This is a genomic window from Paenibacillus dauci, from assembly GCF_000971985.1.
GTDB classification, from domain to species: Bacteria; Bacillota; Bacilli; order Paenibacillales; family Paenibacillaceae; genus Saccharibacillus; species Saccharibacillus dauci.
Genome location: NZ_LAQQ01000001.1, coordinates 845,962 through 866,279 on the forward strand (window position 1 = coordinate 845,962; position 20,318 = coordinate 866,279).

General features: G+C 48.7%; 19 protein-coding genes and 1 riboswitch. Of the genes, 3 read left to right on the forward strand and 16 right to left on the reverse strand.

The genetic code is table 11. The features are described from left to right. Positions 1-57: 57 nt before the first annotated feature. The 5 genes from ribH to WH46_RS11070 form a co-directional block, all read right to left on the reverse strand. The gene (ribH, locus tag WH46_RS11050; RefSeq protein ID WP_017814365.1) at positions 58-525 is read right to left on the reverse strand and encodes a 6,7-dimethyl-8-ribityllumazine synthase; all 468 of its coding nucleotides are present in this window, start codon (positions 523-525) and stop codon (positions 58-60) included. Positions 526-945: 420 nt separating this feature from the next. Next, positions 946-1,593 carry a 3,4-dihydroxy-2-butanone-4-phosphate synthase gene (gene ribB, locus WH46_RS11055; RefSeq protein WP_017814364.1) on the reverse strand — a complete coding sequence of 216 codons (648 nt, stop codon included), beginning with the start codon at positions 1,591-1,593 and terminating at the stop codon, positions 946-948. A gap of 57 nt (positions 1,594-1,650) precedes the next feature. Then, positions 1,651-2,322 (reverse strand): riboflavin synthase, encoded by a 672-nt coding sequence (gene ribE / locus WH46_RS11060; RefSeq protein ID WP_046226724.1) that lies wholly within the window; start codon positions 2,320-2,322, stop codon positions 1,651-1,653. Positions 2,323-2,478: 156 nt separating this feature from the next. Then, positions 2,479-3,579, reverse strand: coding sequence for a bifunctional diaminohydroxyphosphoribosylaminopyrimidine deaminase/5-amino-6-(5-phosphoribosylamino)uracil reductase RibD (gene ribD / locus WH46_RS11065; RefSeq protein ID WP_046226725.1), 1,101 nt, complete (start codon positions 3,577-3,579; stop codon positions 2,479-2,481). A gap of 569 nt (positions 3,580-4,148) precedes the next feature. Then, positions 4,149-4,328: riboswitch (FMN riboswitch) on the reverse strand. 162 nt (positions 4,329-4,490) lie between these two features. Next, the gene (locus WH46_RS11070; RefSeq protein WP_231584324.1) at positions 4,491-6,092 is read right to left on the reverse strand and encodes an amidohydrolase; all 1,602 of its coding nucleotides are present in this window, start codon (positions 6,090-6,092) and stop codon (positions 4,491-4,493) included. Positions 6,093-6,373: 281 nt separating this feature from the next. Here WH46_RS11070 and WH46_RS11075 point away from each other — a divergent pair, with 281 nt between their 5' ends. Beyond that, positions 6,374-7,960 (forward strand): choice-of-anchor I domain-containing protein, encoded by a 1,587-nt coding sequence (locus tag WH46_RS11075; RefSeq protein ID WP_046226726.1) that lies wholly within the window; start codon positions 6,374-6,376, stop codon positions 7,958-7,960. Between the two features lie 246 nt (positions 7,961-8,206). On the opposite strand, the gene WH46_RS11080 is transcribed toward WH46_RS11075, so the two are convergent. Genes WH46_RS11080 through WH46_RS11100 form a run of 5 tightly spaced genes read right to left on the reverse strand, consistent with a single transcriptional unit; the run spans position 8,207 to position 12,972 of the window. Then, positions 8,207-8,923 (reverse strand): GntR family transcriptional regulator, encoded by a 717-nt coding sequence (locus WH46_RS11080; protein ID WP_017814359.1) that lies wholly within the window; start codon positions 8,921-8,923, stop codon positions 8,207-8,209. 24 nt (positions 8,924-8,947) lie between these two features. Continuing rightward, positions 8,948-9,997: a sugar kinase gene (locus WH46_RS11085; protein WP_046226727.1), complete on the reverse strand. Its 1,050-nt coding sequence runs from the start codon at positions 9,995-9,997 to the stop codon at positions 8,948-8,950. Next, entirely contained in the window at positions 9,990-10,745 is a 756-nt protein-coding gene (gene dagF / locus WH46_RS11090) for a 2-dehydro-3-deoxy-phosphogluconate aldolase (RefSeq protein ID WP_046226728.1), read from the reverse strand. Before dagF ends, WH46_RS11085 begins: the two co-directional genes overlap by 8 nt. A gap of 3 nt (positions 10,746-10,748) precedes the next feature. Continuing rightward, on the reverse strand, positions 10,749-11,852 hold the full coding sequence (locus tag WH46_RS11095; RefSeq protein WP_046226729.1) for a DgaE family pyridoxal phosphate-dependent ammonia lyase: 1,104 nt from the start codon (positions 11,850-11,852) through the stop codon (positions 10,749-10,751). Continuing rightward, positions 11,806-12,972, reverse strand: a complete 1,167-nt coding sequence (locus WH46_RS11100) for an amidohydrolase/deacetylase family metallohydrolase (RefSeq protein WP_046226730.1) — start codon at positions 12,970-12,972, stop codon at positions 11,806-11,808. Before WH46_RS11100 ends, WH46_RS11095 begins: the two co-directional genes overlap by 47 nt. Positions 12,973-13,180: 208 nt before the next feature. Here WH46_RS11100 and WH46_RS11105 point away from each other — a divergent pair, with 208 nt between their 5' ends. Both WH46_RS11105 and WH46_RS11110 read left to right on the forward strand, forming a co-directional pair. Continuing rightward, positions 13,181-13,381: a helix-turn-helix transcriptional regulator gene (locus WH46_RS11105; protein WP_046226731.1), complete on the forward strand. Its 201-nt coding sequence runs from the start codon at positions 13,181-13,183 to the stop codon at positions 13,379-13,381. 5 nt (positions 13,382-13,386) lie between these two features. Then, on the forward strand, positions 13,387-13,827 hold the full coding sequence (locus WH46_RS11110) for a hypothetical protein (protein ID WP_046226732.1): 441 nt from the start codon (positions 13,387-13,389) through the stop codon (positions 13,825-13,827). Between the two features lie 172 nt (positions 13,828-13,999). Here WH46_RS11110 and WH46_RS11115 read toward each other — a convergent pair whose 3' ends face one another. The 6 genes from WH46_RS11115 to WH46_RS11140 form a co-directional block, all read right to left on the reverse strand. Then, a complete protein-coding gene (locus tag WH46_RS11115; RefSeq protein ID WP_017814352.1) occupies positions 14,000-14,431 on the reverse strand; it encodes a peptidylprolyl isomerase in 432 nt (143 codons plus the stop codon). Between the two features lie 188 nt (positions 14,432-14,619). Next, positions 14,620-15,954 (reverse strand): diaminopimelate decarboxylase, encoded by a 1,335-nt coding sequence (lysA, locus tag WH46_RS11120; RefSeq protein ID WP_046226733.1) that lies wholly within the window; start codon positions 15,952-15,954, stop codon positions 14,620-14,622. A gap of 341 nt (positions 15,955-16,295) precedes the next feature. Continuing rightward, a complete protein-coding gene (locus tag WH46_RS11125) occupies positions 16,296-17,639 on the reverse strand; it encodes a TldD/PmbA family protein (RefSeq protein WP_046226734.1) in 1,344 nt (447 codons plus the stop codon). Positions 17,640-17,643: 4 nt separating this feature from the next. Next, positions 17,644-19,032 carry a TldD/PmbA family protein gene (locus tag WH46_RS11130; RefSeq protein WP_046226735.1) on the reverse strand — a complete coding sequence of 463 codons (1,389 nt, stop codon included), beginning with the start codon at positions 19,030-19,032 and terminating at the stop codon, positions 17,644-17,646. A 328-nt stretch (positions 19,033-19,360) separates the two neighbouring features. Next, on the reverse strand, positions 19,361-19,825 hold the full coding sequence (locus WH46_RS11135) for a DMT family transporter (protein WP_046226736.1): 465 nt from the start codon (positions 19,823-19,825) through the stop codon (positions 19,361-19,363). Between the two features lie 12 nt (positions 19,826-19,837). Next, positions 19,838-20,314: a DMT family transporter gene (locus WH46_RS11140; protein ID WP_331458231.1), complete on the reverse strand. Its 477-nt coding sequence runs from the start codon at positions 20,312-20,314 to the stop codon at positions 19,838-19,840. Positions 20,315-20,318: the final 4 nt, after the last annotated feature.

A 20,318-nucleotide genomic window follows, 5' to 3' on the forward strand; every position in this document is an offset into this window, starting at 1 on the left:
GAGGCCTAATCCTTTTCAGGATAGCCTCTTTTCGGGAAATTCGCTACTATTCAGTAATTATTTGAGCTGTTTGGACAGATTCGCCATCTCAATCGCCGCATTGGCGGAATCCCAACCTTTGTTGCCCGCTTTGGTACCTGCACGCTCGATAGCCTGCTCGATATTCTCTGTCGTTACTACACCAAAGATAACCGGTACGCCAGTTTTCAGATTGATCGCGGATACGCCTTTGGCTACTTCGTTGCAGACATAGTCGTAATGGGACGTTGAACCGCGGATAACGGTACCGAGAGTGATGACAGCGTCATATTTGCCGGATTCAGCCATTTTCTGAGCAATCAACGGGATCTCAAAAGCACCGGGTACCCAGGCAACATCCACATTATCCTGCGGTGTGCCATGACGCTGCAGTGCATCCAGTGCGCCGCTTAGCAGCTTGCTGGTGATGAACTCGTTAAAACGGGCAACGACGATACCGAATTTCAGATCCTGCGATACTAAATGTCCTTCAAAAATGTTAGCCATGGTTAAATTCCTCATTTCGATTGGGGTTAGTGGGAGAACAGTCTGTGCTCTGTGATGGGTCCGCTCGGGAAAAGGATGATCCACCGGCCTCCGGTTAAGAATGGATATCTGGAAAGACTGCTCTCGCAGTCGATATCCATTCTTAAATGTCGGCCTTGTGGATCATTCCTTTCCCCTCGCTCCGTGCATCTGGATCAACTGCCTGACTCCCGAAAAAAGATGGTGCGGCAGGTAGGGTGGCAAGGGCGCTGCGCTGCTTGCCGGGTTTGCTGGTATGGTGGGTAAGGATTAGTTGATTTTGCTGATGGTGGTGCAATTTTAATAGAGTGATAGGTGTTTAGGGATTGTATAAAGTTATTTAATGGGTTTTTGAATGCTAGCGATTGATCCTGGTTTGATTTAACAGAACGGCACTGTTGGTTATGCTGGGTTGTTTGGGGTGGAGCTGGTGTTTTTTTGTAAATAGGTGATCAGGGCCTGGATGCTGATGAGTTTTAGGTTGTGTTTGGTAGCTATGCTGCGTAGCTGATCCAGGCGTGCCATGGTGCCGTCTTCGTTCATGATTTCGCAGATTACTCCTGCAGGAGATGCTCCGCAGAGACGGGCGAGATCGATAGCAGCCTCGGTATGGCCAGGTCTTGACAGGACACCGCCGGTATTGGCGATTAGCGGGAACATATGACCCGGACGACGGAAATGCTCGGGGCCTGCAGCCGGATCGGTAATAGCCTGAGCAGTCATGGAGCGTTCGTGGGCTGAGATACCTGTCGATGTGCTCACATGGTCGACCGATACGGTAAAGGCTGTACCGTGGTAATCCGTATTCTGGGCAACCATTGGCTGCAGCTGCAATTCCTCGGCGCGCTCTGCGGTGATCGGCAGGCATACCAGCCCCCTGCCTTCGGTCACCATAAAGTTAATTACCTGCGGAGAAGCATGATCGGCCAGTGCGATAAAGTCACCTTCATTCTCCCGATCTTCATCATCGACGACAATGACGACCTTGCCCTGCTGCAAATCCTGGAGTGCTTCTTCAATCCGATCCAATCCGGAAAGTTCATTATCCATGATGTCGACCTCCTTCATGTATATACATATAATTCGAAAGCAAGAAATAACGGCAGACTACATATAACCGTTTTCCTGCAAAAAATTCGCTGTCAGTGCTGATTTGGGACTCTGCTGCGCATCATTCGGTGAAGAGGAACGATACTGCAGCATATGCTCCACATATTTCCCCAGTACATCGCATTCCAGGTTTACCGTGTCTCCCGGCTTGCGATGGGCAAGCACGGTTTCTTTGAGGGTATGCGGAATAATCGAGATCGTGAACATATCATTTATGACTGCGACGACAGTCAGACTGATTCCATCCACGGCGACAGAACCTTTGGGAATAATATAGCGAAACAGGGAATTATCCTGCGGCTTGATCTGAAATACAACAGCATTCTGGTTATGTTCCACATGTTCGACAACAGCTGTACCATCGACATGCCCCTGAACGATATGGCCGCCAAATCTTCCATTCGCTGCCATAGCCCGCTCCAGATTAATCGGGCTGCCGGAACGCAGATCCTTGAGACTGGACAAGCGATGCGTCTCCGGCATGACATCGACGGTAAACAGAGAACCTGCTATCGAAGTAACCGTTAGGCAGACTCCATTACATGAGACACTGTCGCCGATTGCCAGACCAGGCATGATACGTGAAGCGGTAATGCCGAGCACCATTGTCTCTCCCCGGCGTTCGCTACGTTTAAGAGTACCTATTTCTTCAATTAATCCGGTAAACATCGGTATCCTCCTTTACTTCACACTGCCTTCTTATCAGTACATAGGGATGTACAGTAAACGTCCATGGTAAATATATATAAATGGATATGAATACTTGGAATTACATGTGCAACAGAAGTGCAGCCAGCAGGCTGCATCTATTGCGATTCCGATCATTTACAGATGATGATAACGAGTACGTCCGCTGATACAGACATTGTCATCCAGCGTCTCCACTTCTACCTGCTCCAGGGTTACCGCCTGATTCATTTTCTCGAATCCGTCAAAAGTAAACGTCGACATACTGCCACCGATCAGCTTTGGTGCGAAAAACAAAGTGACCCGATCCACCAGACCGGCTTCCAGCATAGAGCCATTGAGCCGTCCGCCACCTTCCAACAGAATAGAAGAAATCTCCTGCTCTCCCAGCATTCGCATGGCCAGCGTCAGGTCTACTTGGGGACCCTCGCCACAGCGGAGAATTCGTATACCTCTATTCTCCAGCTGACTTATGCGAACCGGATCTGCTTGTGTAGTCGTCACTATTATCGTATCCGCCTGATCGGTATTCAGCAGCCGGGCCTGATCGGGAATACGGAGCTGTGAATCGATTACGATCCGTACCGGATTAATGCCGGGTGTCGCTGTACGGGTAGTCAGCTCCGGATCATCCGCGAGTACAGTACCAATGCCGACCATTATGCCTTGATGACGATGGCGCATACCATGTACACGTTCACGGGCATCACTATTCGAGATCCATTTGCTATCTCCTGTCCGGGAAGCAAGACGTCCATCGAGCGTACTGGCTGTCTTCAGCGTAACAAATGGCAGACCGGTCGTAATATATTTGTTAAAGGTCTCGTTCAGACGTTCCGAACGGTCAGCCAATACACCAGTTACGACTTCAATACCGTGGCTGCGCAAACGCTCGATACCGGAACCGGCTACCTGCGGATTGGGGTCTACCGCTGCCACTACGACACGCTGGACCTTCTCTTTGATCAGACGATCGCTGCATGGAGGTGTCTTGCCATAATGACTGCACGGCTCAAGTGTCACATAGGCTGTAGATCCTTCCGCTTCTGCACCTGCCATATTGAGAGCATGTACTTCAGCATGTCCGGTGCCCCGTCTCAGATGGGCTCCCATGCCGACAATACGGCCGTCTTTGACCACGACGCAGCCAACCACCGGATTGATATCGGTTTGTCCCTGGGCTTTTTCTGCCATATCCAGTGCAAGAGACATATAAAACTCATCATTTAATATATTCATTTTCGAAGCTCCTTTGGGTGAGTAGATCATTCTGCTGGATCGATTTCGTATATATCCATGACTTGCTGCCAAATCGGTATCATACCACTAGAGTAGAGGGTACCTGTACATTTTGCAGATCCTGTATATACGGTTACTATTCATAACATAGTAACAAAATTATAAAAAACAGACAATCTCACCTTATGCAGCTACTAAAAAGCCCCGCAAACCGGCAAAATGCCAGATTTACGGGGCGATGTGTAAGACAGGAATATAAGAGTTATTCACTCACAGTACAGATATGCTGATTGTACGCAGTCCATGGCAAAAATACAGGTAAAAGCCTTCCATTGTCATTCAACTGACAAACGGATACAGCAAATACATATGGACTGAATTTATGGTTCCAGCACATTTCATGTACAGCGAATAAGGTTCTGCCATAGCAGCAGTTGCACGGCTAATCCAGCAGATGTTCTACCTTGCAATCTCTTACGACCAAGTCGAAAAATGACATTGCAAATAAAACCATTACCTTATGCATAATGAATAACAAATGAAGTACTACCGCTCTATACGGAGGTACTCTCTTTCCTCTCCCATCCAGACTATACTGTCGGCTCCGGATTCTCACCAGATCCACCGTATCCAGCCATCAGGCACAGATTACGGGTCACGGACTGAGAGACTGATCAAGGAAACACAAGTGTGTCTCTGATCGTCTCAACACCGCCGGTGGGGAATTTCACCCCGCCCCGAGGATAAATATATTATTGAGTTTGTAATTGACTCGCGCTGCCACTTTGCAGTGCGATGGTGAAATCATATCATCTGTGCAGGCAAAAATCAAGATATCTTGTATTTAAGATTTATAGACGTGGTTGGAATCTGCTGCTATCTGCCACAATTTATCAATTACAATTCGTTAATTAATTTTGAAATCCCACCATTCCATTTACAACGGTCATACGTACCTGCGCCTGATGCAGTGTATCGGCATTTTCGTAGAGATCACGATCCAGTACGGTAAAGTCGGCTGCTTTGCCTACCGCTATGGAACCGCGATGATCCTGTTCGGCTACTGCAGCTGCACTGCCAGTCGTAAACAGCTGTACCGCTTCATGAATACTGAGTCGTTCTTGCGGTAGATATCCTTCTACCGGTTGTGCCATATCGGGTCTGCGCCGAGTCACAGCTGCATGCAGACCAAGCAGTGGATTCAGCGGCTCGATCGGCGCATCGCTGCCACCGGCACATACCACACCTGCATCGAGCATTTTTTTCCAGGCATAGAGATATTGTGTGCGCTCGGGTCCTACCCGATCCATTACCCATGGGAAGTCACTCGCTACAAATCGCGGCTGAATATCGGCGATCATCTGCAGCCGGGTCATCCGCTCAAGCAATGAAGCATCCAATACCTGTGCATGAATAAATCGATCCGGCAAATGACTGATTCCCTGCAGCGGATAAGCTTCCATCGCCGACAACGTCATATCGGCAGCTCCGTCGCCAATGGCATGCACGGCAATCGGGAAGCCGAGACTGCGGGCACGTGCAGTAATTTCATTCAAGCGCTCCTGCGGATGGATCGCCAGCCCTTTGGTAGCAGGCGCATCACTATAAGGCTGCCGAAGCAGCGCTGTTCTGCCGCCTATCGCACCATCGGAGAAAATCTTGGCTGCGCCGATGCGCATCCATTCGTCTCCGTCTCCGGCACGCACACCGAGCGCTTCGGCTTCATCCAGATGTGTATAGTAAATAAGCTGGTGGCTGCGGAAATTCAATCCTTCTTCCCGCAGCTCACGGTAGATCCGGCGCATGGTATCTATACTGCCGAGAAAGCGCAGATCTTCCGTATGCGCTCCGGTCAATCCCAGACGAAGTCCATCTTCACAGGCACGCCGGATCGCATCTTTGCGGGTTGAATAATCGGGTTCGGGCTGTACCGCCGCAAACGCCATATTGGCTTCCTCATACACCCAGCCATTCAATTCTCCCGCTTCATCCCGTCCATAAGCACCGGACTGGGGATCCGGAGTAGCTGCTGTTACACCTGCACGGCGAAAAGCTTCACTATTAGCCAGATAGGCATGGAAACAGGTACGAGTCAGATAGATTGGATGATCGGTTGTGATCTCATCCAGCTCCCGGCGAAGAGGCGGAACCGCCGGAGTAAATGCATTTTCGTTCCAGTTCAGACCCAGAATCCATTCTCCGGCTGGGGTGATATTAACCCGCTCGCGGATCAGGTGCAGCATCTCTTCCCTCGAGCGTACATCCGAAAAGTCCAGCATGGACAGCTTCATTCCGTGCATGGACAAATGCATATGGGAATCGACCAGTCCGGGAAGTACCCAATTACCCTGCCAATCCACGGTAGTATAGTCCTTGCCTGTCAGCTGGAGCCTTAATTCATCAGTGCTGTCTATTGTCCGAATATAGCCGTTCTCGCTATAGATCGCATCTGCTCCCACTGGTAGTCCGGTGAGTTGGTTAAATCGTCCATTGATAAATAGAGTTCCCGGCATGTTTACTCTCCCTTTGGTTACGGCTCTAGATCCGTATGTAGTATGATGTACTGTCATTTTAGCATAATCCAAGTTTTACAAACCAGTTGATCTGCTTTGACATAGCGTGCATATTGACCCAGTAGACTACATGAGGGAATCAGGACGGTATAAGGGTATCGCAGCCAATTGATCAACTGATCATACTGCTTGCCTGTAAACAAGCAGCACATGGACGAAATCACTATTGGCAGTATATGTACGTCGGTAAATTTATATACCACAAAGGGGATACAGAGAAAATGAAATGGAACCAATTACATAAGAAACCAAACAGGCAGCTGGCTATATGGACGACGGCAGCCCTATTAATAGGCAGTCTCTGGATAGGCGGAACAACAGCGTCGGCAAAAGAGGAGCTGATTCCACTGCGCACAGCTGTACAGAACATGCAGGGCAAGATCAGCTGGAATGCAAAAGCGCAAAAAGCTTCGGTCAGCGTCGCCGGGGTTACTTTCTCCCTTCGCTCAGGCAGTACAACCGGGATGCTCGCAGGCAGTCCGGTGAAGCTGGATACCGCGCCTGTATTCGAAAAAGGGACGCTGCACGTATCAGAGAAAACGATGTCTCTCCTGCAACAAGCAGTACTCCAAAAACAAAATAAAAGTGGCTATAGGCTTGCCAGCTCTTTCCAGATGCCTTCAGGCAAAGCAGAGATTGCTTCTTCCACACCCGATGGCAAGCGTCTTGTCGTAACCGAAGCGGATAAAGGCAGTATTACTATCCTGAATATCGCCAATATCAACAAAGTCCGTGCAGTTAAAACCGTGAGCTTCACCTCTCTTTCACTTGAAGCAGAAGTGACCAGTGTAGCTGTTATGCCTGATGGACAATATGCACTGGCCGTTATCCGCACAGGTGATAATAAAAACGAGGCTAATCCAGGCATTCTTGCCGTTGTGGATATGAATACGTACAAAATTGCCAAAACGTATCCACTCGGTATTGGACCGGATTCGATCGCTATTTCCAAAGACGGTACTTATGCAGTAATTGCTATTGAAGATGAGGAGCTTGATCCTGCAACCGAAGAATTCGATTATCCCAAAGCCAAGCGTCCCGGCAGCATTACCGTGGTACAATTTACGGATGCCAACCCGCTGGAAGGTGCGATTACTGATCTGCCGGTGGATCTGAGCACTGTACCCGGAGCTGTATACCCTCATGAACCGCAGCCCGAATACGTGGCGATCAATAATACAGGCACGATGGCAGCTGTTACTTTGCAAGAAAATAATGTAATTGCTCTGGTTGACCTGGATAGCAAGCAGATCACGCGTATGTTTGCTCTGGGAACGACCCGGCATGCAGCGGATCTGAAGGAAGATGGCAAAGTATCTTTTACAAGCACCATGACCGGACGTTATGAACCGGATGGGATTGTATTCTCTCCGGATGGACAGTATCTGTTCACGGCCAACGAAGGAGATCTCGGCAAAAATGAATTCAAGGATGGCGTTAAAGCAGGAGGTCGTAATATTGCAGTATGGGATCTGCAGGGCAAACGGGTCTACGACAGCGGCAATCTAATTGACCATGCTACCGCTGAAGCCGGTCTGTACCCGGATGATCGCAGTCCGAATAAAGGCAGCGAAGTAGAGAATCTGACAACTTCAACGGTTAACGGCAAGCCCGTACTGGCAGTCGCTTCAGAACGTGCAGATGCGATCCTGTTCTTCGATATTAGCGATCCGGTCAAGCCGGTATACCAGGGACTGATTCCAACAGCCGGTGAGTCACCGGAAGGAATTCACCGGGTAAACGGACGCAACCTGTTTGTCAGTGCAGATGAGAGTACAGGTACGATCAGCTTGTATGCACCGAAATGACCGTGACTCAGCTCATCCATTTTTTTATATGAATATGAGATGGTATGTACAGATATAACATCAGGAAGAGAAGCAATATAAATGGCAGATATAAATAGTCGAAGAGCTGTTTCTGACCGAACCTGGTATTCATTAAATGTATTACAAAATACACGCCAAGCCGCACTTCTACGCTGAAGTCCGGCTTGGTGTGTATCTTTTCATTGTTCACTTAACAAGTTTTGTTATTGCAGTAGGCATAGCATCTTACACATCATAATTGACCAGATAATGCTGAAGCTCTGTATTGTAAAAGCCTTTGCTGTATTCGATCAGATTGCCGTCGGTATCATAGGAATACCGCAGCCGCTGCAGCAGAGCTGTGTTCTCTTCCACACGCAGCAGTGACTCGGTTGCAAAATTTGCCGTACCTACTGTAAAGCTGTCTTTGAAGTTATGCAGCTCAATTCCATAATCCTCGATCAGATCATACATTGATTGCAGCTCCAGCCCTTTCAATTCCAGTGAGACAGGGAATACCGGCGCCAGATAATTCACATAATGAATATAAGGCTGCTCATCCAGCCAGTACAGCCGCTCTACTTTGAGACAACGCGGTCCGAACAGACGATAGATCTCGCTATCCGGTTCATTGTTGATCCAGACCGAATGCAGCAACTGCTTGCGAATCTGGTGACCTTCTTCTACCAGCAGTTCGGTAAAGCGTTTGCCTTTGGATAATCGGGAAAGGGATGTATTGCGGATAACAGTCGTTCCGACGCCGCTTCGCTTTTCCACGTACCCTTCCTGAGCCAGCTCCTGAACTGCATTGCGTACAGTCATTTTACTAACCCCAAATTCACTTTCCAATTGCGGCTCGGAAGGAATCGTAGTGCCCATTGGATAGACGCCATGAAGAATGCGATCTTTAATAATTTTCTTGACCTGTAAATAGAGAGGTCCTTTTTTTCGCGTAATGGACATGAAATGTCCCTGCCTTTCTGCTTGTCACCTGTCTACATCCCTGCCCTGCATCATCATGGCCTGCCGAATCTCCATATCGGTTGAGACGGGAGTATCTCCAGTCACCGTATGAGCCAGCATCGCTGCGGTCGCTGCATAATCAGCCATCTGCTGCATATCCATACCCGTCAACTGTCCATGAATAATACCAGCCGTATAGGCATCGCCCGCTCCGATCCGGTCATGTACCGGGAACGTGAGGATTTGGGAAAAGACAAATGTGCCGTTCTTGTAAATATACCCTTGAAGCGAGTGCATATTGTTCTCATGAATCGCCCGGTGAGTTCCGGCAATCACAGCAATATCATACTTCTTCGCGACCTGTGGAATCAATTGTTTTAATTGATCGAGCCGATCTGCTGTCGCTGTATCCATGCCAAGTATGCCTATAGCATCCCGTTCGTTCATCATGACGATATCGGCATGCTCCAGCATCTGTTCATAATGGGGACGAGCGATCTCATAGCTGTCATTCCCCCAGAGCGTCGGACGGTAATTACAATCGAAGACGACCTGTCCATTCTGCCGACGTACAGCTACAGCCAACTGCTTCATCTGCTGACGTACTGTATCATTCATAGCCAGTGTAATACCGCAAAAATGAATTAGCTCGATTCGCCGGGCAATCTGTTCTTCATCATAATGGTCCGGATGAGCTGTATTAAAGCTGCTGCCCAGACGATCCGTATACGTCACCCTACCGGGACGCGGACCAAAGCCATTTTCCAGAAAATACATACCGATATACTTGCCACCTCGCTGAATCAACGAGGTCGAGATCCCCAATCTCCGCAGATAAGCAATAGCCGCTTCACCCAGTGGATTGGACGGCAAAGTGGTAACCAGATACCCATCATGCCCAAGCCTGTACAGCGCGGATGTAATATTCACCCCAGTACCGGAAAACGTATATTTCAATTCACTACCCTGTGCCAGCGTCTCATAGCCGGGCACCTGAAGACGCATCATCACTTCGCCAAAAGCCGCCACACGACAACCTGCTCCAGTCTGTGCATCTGCAGGGATCTCAGGCATAGCGATCCACTAGTCCAGTTAGTGTATGGTGCAGAGTCTGTACATGTTCCACAATGGTATCTCCACTGTGCGTATCAATAATCGAAGAATACACATGCGGAATGACCTGTGGGACTCCTGCTTCCAGCGCAATTTGCACGATAGCTCCAAAATTATCAAGATCGATGCCGCCTGTCGGCTCCAGGGCAAACTGTTCTTCGGCACATGCTGCTGCCACTGCCCGGTACTCCTCTTCCAGTTCCAGACCTTTCATCGGAAAATACTTGATCGCATTGCCACCCATATCGCGAATCAATGCAATTGCTGCCCTGATCGGCACGATCGCCTGCTCGCTGCCAGCAGCACTGGCTGGACCTGTCGAAATATTCACATATCCCGGTCGACCGCTTGGAGAGACCAGACTGTTGATCCAGCTGTCTCTACTGCCCAGATTCGCCCGTGTAGCCCCTACAGCCGGAAATACCTGATTAATATGTGCTCCCGGATAGCTGCGAACAATCTCGGCGACGACTGCTGCCTGACGGTTATCACCCGTTCCAAGTCCTATCGATACAGCATCTTCAATAGCAGCGCCATAGGTCTGCATCGCCTCTGCAGCTGTTATCGCGTCAGGGTAATTCTTGGATAGCACGCCCACGACGACATGCCCCTGCGCAGCTTCGAATATTTGTTTTGCATTATCGATGCTGCCTGCCAGCACATTTAATGCCGCACGGTTGCGGTATAATCTTCCGGATAAGTTGGTCATTGGTCACCCTCCAGTAATCTCGCCAATCCGGCCAGCAATGATCTCCAGATCATCTCCCAGCAGCGGACGCGGATCGATATCAAAATAACCTTGCTTGACGCCGTAATCCCGCGTATAAATAGCAATCTCCCCTTCACGCAGACGATCATTCACTTCCTGCGCAGTCAGCTTTGCCACGGACGCATCGATATGTACCCTGCCCCGGAAAATAGCCCGTCCTGCCTCATCCTGCACAATCTTGACCGTGATACCAGGCTGATCGGATAGCGGAACCAGTATATCCTGCAGGGCCTGCTTCTCCTGCTCACTGCGATCAGGTTTGTCCTGATATTCATCCAGTGCCTGCAGCAGACCGAATGTAGTTTCCTTGCCGACCTTCATACTTCGTCCGATACCATGCAGCTGGGCTTTGAGCCATTCCACATATATGCGTTTTCCGGCTACTATCCCGGATGTAGGTCCTTCGATCGCTTTGGAACCACTAAATATGACCAGATCGGAATAAGGAATATATTTGGGCAAGTCTTCCTCGGCAGCCGCGTCAATAATCAGCGGTATATGATGACGATGCGCCACTTCCCATGCTTCTTCAAACGAAATCATGTTTTTCTGCACCGCATGATGGGATTTTACATACAGGATCGCTGCGGTATGCTCGTTGATCGCTTCTTCCAGATGTTCAGCGCGACCTTCATTGGCATAGCCTACTTCAACTACCTTGCCGCCTCCCAGATACACCATTGTTTCTACCGGTGCTCCATACTGTACATTATGGCCTTTGAACATCAGGATTTCATTACGGGTGATCGGCTCCTGATGAAGCCGCAGGCTGCGCCGGATATTCCCTTCTGTGACTATGGCTGCTACCGAGAGGGCGATTCCACTGGATGCCGAATTGACAACAACGGCCGCTTCCGATCCGATCAGCCGGGCGATATAATCACCCGCTTTATTTACCAGATCAGCGATCTCCACGTAGCTCTGACCTCCTGTTCTCATCGCCTCCATGACCGTATCTGTAGGTGCAGATACACCGAGTATACTCATGCGCCCACTGGCATTAATGACTCGCTTGAGTCCGTATTTGGCATGCAAAGAATGCTCCATCTTTGACTACTCCTTTCGCTTCGATATATTGTGCAGCTGTCCGCTGTTCTCCCTCCGAATCGGTTAACAGAACCGGCCCCGGCTCCATCGCAAACAAGGTAAGATTCGCTTGCTGACCCGGCTTCATTCCGGCTAGTTCCGGACGATTCAGCCACTCGGCTGCATGTATCGTTACCGCTTCCATGATATCGGTCAGTGCATACCCCAGATACAGGAATTTACTCAGGACGTTGGACATATTATACACTGGTCCATCCAGCCGATTCCGTCGGTAAATATCCGTGCTGATCGTATGCAGCGGAATACCGGCATCCCTTGCCTGCTCGGCTACTCGAAAAGAAAAGCTGGCCGAACCATGTCCTACATCGAGATGAATCCCGCGCTTCAGAGCGGCTGTCAATTCCGGTAGCGGCTGACCGGCAGTATCAAACAAATTATTGGATTTGCCATTCAGATAATGCGTGACAATGTCTCCGTGATTCAGCAGATTCAGTACTTCCCGGATATCGGGCGGACCTGAACCGATATGTACCATCAATGGCAGATTCGTCTGCGAGGACAGCTGCCGTGCCCGCTGCAGTGGTTCAATCCCCTGCTCTTGTACCACACTGGCGCTGATTCTTGCTTTCAGCCCTACAATATGATTGGGATAATGCTCTACAGCCTGCTGTACTTGTTCGGCATCAATCCACTCCAGATTGGACAGTTCATCTACACGGCGCAGTCCAATCCGTGAAATATTCAAAAAAGCCAGCAGCGATGTTCGTGTGCCTTCGTCCTGCTGCAGAAGCTCATCAATATCATCTCCTCCACAGCTGCCTGCATCTACAATAGTCGTTACACCATGCCTGATACCAATTTTGTCAATCTCATCTCCATACGGAGACAATTCCGAATAAGCATGCACATGCATATCGATCCAACCACTGGTTAGATACCAGCCCTCACAGTCTACCTGCTGCGCAATCGGCTCATGATGCGCAGCTTCCTGCTGCCATAGCGCAGATGATTGAATAAAGGAAATGATTCCGTTTGTAATCAGTACGTCTACCTGTTCACCGCTTAGCAGCATCGCCTTTCGCAGCAGTAGTGTATGCGGTACATCTGTGTCATGTTGCATTGTCTCAACCTCCTGGCCTGGATACATAGAATTCACATGCCACTTCAACGCTTCATAGGGACAGAGCCAACCGTCGTCTCGTTACTTGTTATATAAATTAGCACAGATCACCTCAAAAATAAACATAACGTTATTATGTTTAACTTAGATGTAAACTATAATTTACATTATGCAATATATATGTTACATATAATAAGAGGTGGATGATTTGGAAAATAGAGTGAAGCACGCTCGCGTACAATCAGGATTTACCCAGCAGCAACTGGCTGACCAGATTGGTGTCACTCGTCAAACCATCAGTTTGATCGAAAAAGGTAGCTATAATCCCACTTTGCGATTATGTCTGGAGATTTGTTATGCGGTCAATCAATCGCTGGATGAACTATTTTGGATAGACAAGGAGGAATAGATACGATGCGACCTATTAGAGATGAACGATTAATCATTCAGAATCTGAGAAATATCCGCCTTGCTTTTGGTGTGCAAAGTGCAGGCATCGGTATTATTCTGTTGTATACGCTCATACGTTATGGCCTGGAAGAGATGATTGCGCAACCGGTATGGATCGTCTTTATGCTGACGGCGATTACCCTTGGATATGCCAATTTAAAAATCTCTGTGGATATGGATCGCCCTTCGAATCCGCGCAAACCCGGATCTTATTATTACAGTATTTTGATGTCCGCAGCAGCAGGACTAATTGTAGGAGGACTGGTCTGGTTCAGCCATCCCAAAGAACCTTTGAGAGATGCATTGATTATAGGTGGAGTAGTATTTGTCTGTCTGCTGATACCGTCCTTTGTTGTATCGTATTGGCGACACAAAAAGGCACAGGATGAACAGAATGAGGAATAAAACAAAAAAACGAATAATTCTATGTGGCAGCTATCCGATAAATCTTATACGTACAAAAAAGTATAAAAAACAGGCTGTCTGGTGTCATTGCGACACTGGACAGCCTGTTTGGTTACGCCAGCAACCCCTATAGCAGAAGTTACTGACAAAATAAGTTTATTATCGTACTGAATTATACTTCTACAACTTCAACAGTTTCCATTTTGTCGCGGCCCTGGAATGCGTCAACGTATTCCATACCTTTCACGACTTTACCGAAAACAGTGTGCTGTCCATCCAGGTGAGGCTGTGGTTGGTAAGCGATGTAGAACTGGCTTCCGCCTGTGTTGCGGCCGGCGTGAGCCATTGCCAGGGAACCGCGCTCGTGTTTGTTCGGGTTGATTTCGCAATCGATCATGTAACCCGGACCACCTGTACCTGTACCATTAGGGCATCCGCCCTGAGCTACGAAACCAGGGATAACGCGGTGGAAGACCAGACCGTTGTAGAAACCTTCACTTGCCAGTTTCTCAAAGTTGGCAACTGTGTTCGGAGCGTCTTGATCGAACAGATCGATAACAACCTCGCCGCCGTTTTCAAGTTTGATTTTAGCTTGTTTTGTCATAATTCATCTATCTCCTCTCGTGGATCAGCATTATTGAGTCTATTCAACAAGCTGTATATTGAAAATACATACAGGATGCCATGCTGAATACCCGCAAAGGCGATCAGCACAGCACCCTACCAGTTTACTATGAAATTCATTTCAACGCAAAAGATTATAGCAATTACGGCGTAACCTGCGACAAATGATTAGCTGCGCAGAGCTGCAGATGCCTGCAGGCGAGCGGGAACCAGATCATTACCTACCAGATCTTCGTAACTCTCCCGGCTGACAATGACATCACTATTGCCTTCACTAACCAGTACGACTGCCGGACGGCGCAGACGGTTGTAATTACTCGCCATGGAATAATTATAGGCACCCGTACAAGCGACAGCGAGCAGATCACCAGACACCGGATGAGCCAGTTCAATATCCCAGATCAGCATATCTCCACTCTCACAGCACTTCCCTGCAACCGATACCAGTTCAGACGAATCATCCTGGGCACGATTGGCGATCACGGCTTCGTATTTGGCATCATACAGGGCTGTACGAGGGTTATCCGACATCCCGCCGTCGACGGATACATACTTGCGAATGCCGGGAATGTCTTTACTCGTGCCTACGGTATACAATGTTGTGCCGGCATCTCCGACAATACTGCGACCTGGCTCAATCCAGATCTGCGGTACCGCGCCATCACTGTCTGCAAAATTTTTCTGAATCGAGTTCGCGATGGCTTGCACATAATCGGCCACCTGGAGCGGACTGTCTTCCTCGGTGTACCGGATGCCGAATCCGCCGCCCAGATTGATAACAGAGAAGTAGATGCCTTTATCCTGCTGCAGTTGACGGGCAAATTCAGCTACACGCTGAGCTGCTACTTCAAAGCCATCAACTTCAAAAATCTGTGAACCGATATGCGAATGCAGACCCAGTAGTTCAACGCTGGACAGCTGATCTGCCTGAACAACCGCTTCATACGCCGAACCGTTACCGATATCAAAGCCGAACTTGGAATCTTCCTGACCGGTGGAGATAAATTCATGCGTATGCGCTTCTACTCCCGGAGTAACGCGCAGGAGAATTTTGGGCTGTAATCCTTTTTCCGCGGCAATAGCATTCAACAGATGCAGCTCGATCAGATTATCCACTACAAAGCAGCCAATTCCGGCATCCAGTGCCAGTTCCAGCTCTTGTGGCGTCTTGTTATTGCCATGGAAGTGAATACGTTCTACCGGGAACCCGGCCTGCATCGCTGTGTACAGTTCGCCATCAGACACCACATCCAGTGACAATCCTTCTTCTTCTACAATCCGGCACATGGCCATTGTGCAGAAAGCCTTGCTCGCATAAGCCACCTGGAACTGCATTCCTGTTGCCCGGAAAGCGTCCATGTATTCTCTACAGCGCTGACGAATCAATTGTTCGTCCATAATATATAAAGGCGTGCCATACTGTTCTTTTAGAGCAACGGTATCACAACCGCCAATTTCCAGATGTCCTTGCTCATTGATCTTGCTCGTTCCATGTAAATACATCGTCGTCCTCCGTTCGTTCATTTGAATGTACAGTCAGTATAGAACGGTTCCCATAGGCGCAGAATGGACTATTGTACTGAACATTTGTATTATATGGGGCTGGTGCGGCTTACCCGTAAAATGAAGGGTTCCTTTTATTTTACCATTTGACGGTATGCTTCTGAGAAATATTATTCAAATTCCATTAAGATATTATTCAAATTCAATTAATTTTTCTGCTATCCAATTCGAATGAATAGATTAAAAAGCCAAAGCTCCACAACAGGAAGCTCTGGCTTTTTGATTGTTCTATCCATATTCAACTCTATCTATTGCCCGGTTCTATCGACCATCACGTCAGATCAAGAACCTGAAATCGACAACGAAGCAATTTTGAGCGAAGGCGAAGTACAGCTGCCAATAAAACGCAGATCATTACCCAGCTCCTCCACCTCTCCCAGCAGATCGTAAAAGTTGCCGGAGACTGTGATCTGATTGACCGGACGACTGATGTTGCCATTCTCGATCAGATAACCCAGACAGGCGAGTGAGAAATTGCCACTTGTCGGATTGGTTCCGGCGTGCAGTCCTTGCAGCTCGGTGATCAGGATACCACGCTCGGTCGAAGCAACGAGTTCGTCCAGACTGCGTGTACCTGGTGCCAGGTAGAGATTATGATAAGATACGCCGATTTTGCCTTTGTAACCGCCTTTGGCTGCGTTACCCGTCGTCTCGACGCCTGCTTTGGCTGCTGTCTTGCGATTATGGAGGAATGTCATCAGCGCTCCTTCATGGATCAGCTCATTGCGCTGCGCAGCTACCCCTTCGGCATCGAATCCACTTGTGCCAGGCACTCCAGTCATCAGCGGATCATCGATGAGGGTAATATTACTGCCTGCGATACGCTGACCCAGTTTACCAACCAGACTGGAGAATCCTTTTTCTACATTTTCTGCCGAGAAGATCGACGCGTGGGTCTGCAGCAGATTGGAAGCAGCATCTTCACGCAAGATAATCGGATAATTATCCGAAGGGACAGGGGCAGCGCCCAATTTGGACACCGTTTCGGCTACGGCGCGCGCAGCGATTTCTTCCAACCGGATAAGGGAAAAATCGGTCAGCGAGTAATCAAACCAGCCTCCGGTTACCGTCTCCTGCTCTTCGCCTGCCAGCAGATAGACACTTACACTGCCAACGCTATCCTGCTGATGGCAATGCAGTCCTCTCGTATTGGCAATCAGCAGTTCATGCTCGCGTACACTGGCAGCACTCTGGCGCACCATCGCTATCCGCTCATCCTGTTCCAGCACGATACGTTCAACGGTCTTGGCCGCCTCGATCAGTGTATCCGGATCGGTCTGCATAAGCAGGGCAGAATACGTATCCAGCTGCGGATATTTTTCCGAGCCGGCAAACAATTCATCATCGTCTTCCATTTCCAGCACAGCCGCGTTACCTTCCGCTTCTTCCAGCAGGAAGGCGATACTATCTTCGGCAATTTTCTCGGTAAAGGCATAACCCAGCTTGCCACCGATCATTCCGCGAAAAGATAATCCGTTCGTCTCTGTTATCCGGTAGGTATCCACTTCACTCTGGCGTACAACGACCGAGATGGCCCGGCTGCCGGAGTAGTAAATCTCCATATCGGTATATCCATACTGCTCACCCTGACGGAATAACGTTTCCTGAAATTGCGTAATATTCATCTGCTTATTCCCCCTTTCTGCCTCCAATAGTCATTTTGGATACACGCAGTGTCGGCTGACCACAATTTACCGGTAGACTGCCGCTGATGGAGCCGCACATTCCCTGTCCATGATCCAGATTATTGCCGACCATATCGATATGCTGCAGAGCCTCCAATCCTTTGCCAATCAGGGTTGCTCCCTTGACCGGTTCGGCGATCTGACCATTGCGAATCATATAGGCTTCGTTGATAGCAAAGTTAAAATCGCTGGTCGCTGTATTCACCGAACCACCGCCCATGGATTTGGCATAAATACCGTATTCCGTATTGGCAATCATCTCTTCACGGGTAGAGCTTCCTTCTGCAATAAAAGTATTATTCATCCGTGATGCCGGTGCGAATTTGTACGACTGGCGTCTGCCGGAACCGGTAGGTGGCATATTCATGCGACGAGATCCTACTTTGTCGATCAGATAGCCTTTGAGAATACCATTCTCAATCAATACATTGCGCTGGGTAGGCATCCCTTCATCGTCGATATTGAGCGAGCCCCAGGCATTCGGAATCGTGCCATCGTCAATCGCCGTAACGAGTGGTGAAGCGACCTGCTGACCCAGCTTACCAGCAAATACCGAAGCCCCGATACCTACCGCTGTCGATTCCAAACCATGTCCACAGGCTTCGTGGAACAATACACCGCCGAATCCATTCTCGATCACGACCGGGAATTGTCCGCTTGGCGCATAACCAGCTTTGACCATCGTACCTGCGATTCGTCCGGCTTCACGCGCTTCTGCTGCGATATCCATCTGCTCCAGCAGTTCCAGTCCTGCATATGCTCCCGGTACACGTAATCCTGATTGGCGCTGCGTACCATCAACTGCAATGGCGCTCATGCGCATCCGTGTATAGGTACGTGTATCCTCTGCCCACAGTCCGTCCGAATTGGCAATCAGTACTTTCTGTTCCCAGTTCAGAATGCCGACCGACGTCTGCTCGATCAGGGGATGGGAAGCTTTCAGTGCTTCATGCGCCTGACGCATCAATTCGATTTTGCGGCTGTTCTGTGAGGCTGACGGACGCTGCAGAATCGGATGACGATCTTCAAATTGAACCTGATTAAAATTCAGCACCAGATCGCCGGATGATCCTTTGAGTGCGCGAGCAGCCTTGCGGGCTGTCTCAATTAAATATTCTTCACGCAGATCGCTTGTATAGGCATAGACTGAAAAAACACCCTGAAGAATGCGGATACCTATTCCATAATCACGTCCTGACAGCGCACGTTCCACCACGCCGCCAAGCATTCCCAGATCACGATCCGTACGGTCTTCCACAAAAATCTCTGCAAAATCGCCACCACTTTCCAGTGCAGCGTTCAATATTTTTTCTACCAGTGCAGGTTGCAGCATACTATCCCTCCTGAATAAGTGATGATAGGAGAACAGAATGATTATGTAAAGGAACAGACAAGCTGCATTCAAGGCATCCTGTCTGTCTGTTCACCGTCTTGATTCCATATTGTACCACTAACATTCTCTGCTTCCTAACCGATTGGTTTCACTTTTTTAATTTATCCAATCGCTATTCTACTACAACAGTTCATTGACTCTACGATGTACCCCGGTCCAATATGATATAAGTTTGACAACATAACGGACTCCAGCAAATAGAGCAGCGTTGCAGTCATCACTATCTAACTGCAACGCTGCTCTATTCTAATGCTAATTGGATCACAACCTATGAGGATTGCGCAGCACTTTTATCGGTTTTCTCACGGAACACGAAAAACAGGGCAATACACATCAGCACAACGCCGATCAAGCGTTTAATGCCAAACGGAACCACTTCACTCTCAAACCAGCCAAAATGGTCGATCACCATACTCGCTACCAACTGACCGACGATGACCGAGATGACTGCTGCGGTTACGCCAATTTTGGGCACAGCAAGTACCATCAGCGACAGATAGATCACGCCGAAGATCGCGCACAGCAGCTGCCATTTGGGAACTTCATGAATATTCAGTATATTTCCCTGTCCAAAAAAGTTAACAATAATCGTCAAGAAAATCGCTCCGGTAAAAAAGGTAAAAAACGCACTTTCTATCGTACCTATCCGCTTGCCGAATGTACCATTGACAGCGGACTGGACACTCAGCCCGATCCCTGCCAGCAGCGGCAGCAATAACATAATAATATTCATAAATACCTCCTTCTATACTACAAGCACAAACGATATCATCAGCAGCACAACGGCAATCAGTCGATTACGGTTAAAGGCAATACGCGGCGAACCGAGCAGGCCAAAATGTTCAATCAGAATACTCATAATAATCTGACCGACAATGACTGCCGTCACCGAGACACCAACACCCATCAGTGTGACGCTAATGACCAGCAGCGCCAGATAGACCACACCCAGCAATCCACCAGTCAGATTCCATTTCGGTACAGTGAGAATCTGCCGCAGATCTCCTTTACCAAAAAACAGAGTAACCAGAAAAGTAGCCATCGCTCCTATAATGAAGATATAGTAGGTGCTCTCCAGCTCACCTACATGCTGACCAAGCGCTCCTCCAATTGCAGCTTCTATACTGAGTGACATGCCTGCGATCATAGCTGTCAGGTATATCAGTAATTTTGAAATGATAATCCTCTCCTTACATTTATTTATCGAGAATATTCGATATATACAA